This window comes from Collinsella aerofaciens (genome assembly GCF_040926405.1).
Lineage (GTDB): Bacteria > Actinomycetota > Coriobacteriia > Coriobacteriales > Coriobacteriaceae > Collinsella.
On record NZ_JBCOIG010000054.1, the window covers coordinates 1 to 3,382 of the forward strand.

The following is a 3,382-nucleotide window of genomic DNA, read 5'->3' on the forward strand; positions in this document are numbered from 1 at the left end:
CCTAGGATATCAACTGATTCCGGATATCGGACACAGGGGCCGCAAGGGCCCTTACACCAACTTTCTCGACACTACCTGGAGGGGAACACCTGCACGACGCGCGACCTGCGCTTTATCTCCCGGTTGGTCCTCTCCTGCACGTTGTTGGTGCGCAGGCGCTTCCAGTGGGTCGGAGGAAAGTCGAGGTAGGCCAGCGCGTCGGGCTCGGCCTCCTCCAGCACCGCCGCCACCCTCGGGCAGCACCCCGCCAGCATGTCGCACGCCGCGTGGTACATGGCCGTCACGGTGGCGGCTTCGCGCCCGCGGAACACCTGCGACACGATCCTGCCCACGCGGCGCCTGAGCTGCCAGGAGCCGGCCTCGCGCATGCAGTCGCGCATGAGGTGGACGGCGCAGCGCTGCCACGCGGCGCCCTGGAAGACCTCGCCGAGCGCCCGGACGAGCCCCGGGTGGGCGTCCGAGACGACGAGCCGCACGCCCGCTGCCCCGCGCGAGCGGATAGCCCGTGTTAGCGTCAATCTATTTTTCACCAGTTTCGCCAAACAGGCGCGCCGTTCGCGCAAAGGCGGTTTCACCGGTTGCGCTAACGTATTTTCACCGATTCCGGTCACGGCTTGACGGGCCCGTCCCTCGGCAGGTCCTTCAGCCTGCAAGACCTGCCGGTTATCTTGACCAGGTGGCAGTGGTGGCACACCCTGTCCGCGATCGCGCTCGCCGCCACGTCTATCTAAAGCCAAGCGATTGCCATCCGATGACACAAATGTCTATTGTCCCGATTGAGCTATAGAACATCAGCGCCCTCAACAACACAATCTTCGCATAATGAGAAGGCAACCGAGGGACTTAAAAGGGGGAACGATATTAATTAATGCTAAGCAAACCGCACTCATAAAACTGAAATAACGATTTTCCGACATTTCACTCTTTCTGTCGAATTAAAGCGTTGTCGTTCATCTATCAGATTCTTGGGCGGATTGCCTTCATTAAACGGACGCTAGGACCACGTTCTCATAATAAGATTTCCACCTGATCTCGAACGGTTAAGCCAATTAAGCGAAAGTAGTTACATAAACCAAATAATCAATACGTAACGACTTTTGTTCCATAAGGAATATTATCGTAAATCCATTTTGCGTTCTGGATCTCAAGACGTACGCATCCGGCAGAGGATGGGACCCCCATTGTAGGATCCATCACGCGATTGCTATTAACATAGTAGGGTGAGGAATGGAATAGGTAATCACCATAGAACTGCGTGTAGTAATAGCAAGTATATCCATGCCCAAAGGAGTATCCCTTACCGTAGACTTGATACTCCCCTATCACCGTAGGCGTGCTAGCTTTTCCCGTCGAACATACATATCGACGGTTTAAGGACCAGTTATTCCATGATCCAGTGTAAATACTCGTAACGCAACGTGACGTATCGACAAGTATTAGCCAATTTGTATTGCTTGAATAACTTTGAGCCTTAGCATCCATATAGTCTGACACCCACGCGCCGTTGGCCATGAAGTAATTCCAGGATCCGTCCACAACGCGCCAGCCAGTAGCCATGGCGCCACTAGCGTCAAGCCAATACCAGGTACCCCCCAGGTTAAGCCACCCTGTTTGCATATAACCAGACGAATTCAAGTAATACCAAGATCCGTTAACGGCAACCCAGCCGGTTTTCATAACGTAGGTAGATGGGTCCAAATAGAACCAGGAGCCATCCTTGTAAAGCCAGCCAGATCGTGCATAGCCAGCGGTCTCATCAAAGAAGTACCATTTTCCGTTAACGTTCTTCCATCCAGCGCAGGGGGAGCTATCGGTTGGATCAGCATAGAACTTGCACCCTCCAAGCGTCACAAACCCGTGAGCTTCGGCTAATTCGCCATCACCATTTGTTGTAAATAGCTTTCCACTACGCAACGCTCCACACAATGAGCAATCAGAACCAGCAAAAGCCTTAGACGGCTCATCCTGGACCGAGTCCTGGACATCTACCCATTCACGACTAGCAACAGCGCCTGAAGCTTTTGCATAATAGCTTTTCCCATTTACAGAAAAATAACCTAGCAGCATTTTACCGTCGGCGGCAGGATCGAGATAATAGTATTGGCTATTGTCCTTCAGCCATCCCGTCTTTACAATGCCCGACGCATGAGAAGGCTCAGCGTAATACCAGTCTCCATCGCTCATAAACCAGCCGAGTGACAGCGCTCCCGTTGAAGAAAAATGATATTGATTGGATCCGATGACAAAAAAGCCGGTAGCCATTCTATTGTCATTTGCGACATCGAGCCAATACCAAACGCCATTCACCAAACGCCAGCCCGATGCAAGTGCGCCGGAACCGTCAGCGTAATACCAGTCCGTCCCATCAAACGCCCAACCAACAGCCATTGCGCCGGAATCCGATAAATAGTAACGAGATGAACCGACAGAAACGATTCCTCTAGACATAACACCATCATTGGCGGGATCAAGCCAATACCAGTTATTGCCAGTTTGAAGCCAGCCGGTTAAGACTTCACCATTGCTACCCCAATACCATAAACCGTTATCAAGGCACCATCCATTAATCAGTCCATAGGTTCCAAGAAGATAAGGGTGCCCATCAATAACACGTCGACCAGTAGCCATAGAACAGCAGTTAAGGAAGTCAAACCAGTACCATTGGCCTCCAATAAACTGCCAGCCACTTGCCAAAGCGCCTGATGGATCCGCGTAATACCACTTATTTTCCGTAAAAATCCAGCCGCAGCTCATTGCGCCGTCACGAGCGGGGTCCAAGTAGTACAACGAGTCGTCAATATTCTGCATTCCGGTCAAACGGCAGCCGTCTAGATAGTAATACCAAGATGAACCGTTCCATTGCCATCCAGATAGTCTTTCTGTCGTCGACGGGTCTTGGCTTTCGACAACCTGTAGACTCGAATCTTCCGTTGTTTTGCCGGCACAATCACTGGAGTCTTGAGAGCAACCGCCACCGATAAGTGCTCCCGGCCCTCCTGTCGAGTCGCGCTCTACGGCACCGTTATCCACCCCCTCTTCCACGGCATAAGCAGTGCAAGAAAATGCGGGAACGGAAACTGAGAGCAAGGCGGAAAATAGCATCAAGCCAATTACTCGCCAGCAAATTCGATGATCAATCCGAGCATTCATTTCAGGCCCCCAACCGGTACCGACTGTCTTGCAGGGAATCTATTAAATAAACGGACGAGCTGCGCCGATTACATTTCCCCTTGCGCTAATAGGATGAATTCCGACACCTTGATGAGGCCAGGAATCAATCATCAAGCCGCCGCCAAGTGCAATTGCGGCTTATAGGACAAAATGTGTGTCCACGTTGGGGGCATCGGCGCAGGTCGATGCCCCTTTTTCAGCCGTTTAAATT

Annotated in this window: 2 protein-coding genes and 1 pseudogene; all 3 read right to left on the bottom strand. The window is 52.0% G+C overall.

Features of this window, described 5'->3' with window-relative positions; all coding sequences use genetic code 11:
• Positions 1 to 77 precede the first annotated feature (77 nt).
• Positions 78 to 506 (bottom strand): annotated as a pseudogene (locus AB5758_RS09595) (transposase); the annotation flags it as partial.
• A 101-nt stretch (positions 507 to 607) separates the two neighbouring features.
• On the bottom strand, positions 608 to 721 hold the full coding sequence (locus tag AB5758_RS09600; RefSeq protein WP_368141992.1) for an ATP-binding protein: 114 nt from the start codon (positions 719 to 721) through the stop codon (positions 608 to 610).
• A gap of 359 nt (positions 722 to 1,080) precedes the next feature.
• On the bottom strand, positions 1,081 to 3,150 hold the full coding sequence (locus AB5758_RS09605) for a L,D-transpeptidase family protein (RefSeq protein WP_368141990.1): 2,070 nt from the start codon (positions 3,148 to 3,150) through the stop codon (positions 1,081 to 1,083).
• Between the last annotated feature and the right edge of the window lie 232 nt (positions 3,151 to 3,382).

Excerpts from the sequence above, each read along its gene's own strand:
- AB5758_RS09605 (WP_368141990.1), bottom strand. The coding sequence starts at position 3,150 with ATGAATGCTCGGATTGATCATCGAATTTGCTGGCGAGTAATTGGCTTG.